This is a genomic window from Arhodomonas sp. KWT, assembly GCF_010993615.1.
Window position 1 is genome coordinate 1 of sequence record NZ_WNXE01000570.1, and the last position, 1,042, is coordinate 1,042.

Here is a 1,042-nt window from a genome sequence, read left to right on the forward strand (position 1 = left end):
CCCGGAATCACCGCCCTGACCGTGTCCCTGCGTCGCGTGCCACTGCGCCTGCAGCGCTTTCAGCGCCTCGTCGAGCTGGGTGAAGCACACCTCGAAGCAGGCCTCGCCACGACCATAGGGATCCTCGATTACCGCCCGCGGCGGATTCGCCCACAATCCGATGAGCGCGGCCTGTCCATCCGCGGACCGCACCCGGCGGCGCAGCGCACGGAGCTGGCCGGGCTCCATGCACAACACCAGATCGCCGGCCCCGATGACGATCTGGAACGGCTGCACCGAGCGGTGGCGCTCCAGGGCCACGCCGCGGCGCCGCGCCACCAGCTGCGCCGTGGCATCCGCGGGCACGCCGCCGGTGGTGACCAGGCCGAAGGATACCGAGGGCATCCCCAGGGACAGCGCACGCGTCTGTGCGTACGGACTGCGGCAGACGTTTCCGGCACACACCACCACCAGACGTTCGACACGTCGCCAGTCGACGACAGGAGGCCGCCGCTCGTACCAGAGCGCGGCGGCACGGTTATTCAGGCGCCTGAACCGCCCGCGCAGGGCGGCGGCTGTGCGCGACAATGGCCGGGTCATCCGGGGGCCCTCCCTGGGATCAGTGGGTGGACAGGCTGTGGCGCAGCAGCAGCCGGTCCTTCAGCGTCTCGATATAGGAGCAGTACTGGAGCGCGTCGGCCACGTTGCCCGGCAACGCGAACCGGCCCACGGCGAAACGTGCGTCCGCGCTGCCGCCCTGCTCCGCGTACCCCGGCTCGGCGGTCACCGCCCCGGCAAAGGCATTCGCCGCCAGCAGGCGGCGCTCGCGCTGCCCGAAATCCCGCGTGCGCCCGGTCGGATAGCACATCACCGGTAACGGCGCGCGGAGCTCGGTGGTCAGACGTGACCACGAGCCGAGGATCTCGCCACGCACCTCGTTCTCCGAGAGCCGGGAAAGCACCCGGTGGGTGCGCCCGTGAGGGCCGAAACGTACGCCGCCGCCGGCCTCGGCCTCCCGCGCCTGGGACCAGGTGAGCGGCCGGTATCCCGCCGGCGGCGAGGC

Annotated in this window: 2 protein-coding genes; both read right to left on the reverse strand. The window is 71.9% G+C overall.

From position 1 onward, the window contains the following. A partial coding sequence (locus G7A99_RS20790; protein ID WP_163143788.1) for a hypothetical protein occupies positions 1–579 on the reverse strand: 579 nt, incomplete at its 3' end. 19 nt (positions 580–598) lie between these two features. After that, on the reverse strand, positions 599–1,042 hold a 444-nt coding region (locus G7A99_RS20795; protein WP_163143790.1), incomplete at its 5' end, for a polysaccharide deacetylase family protein.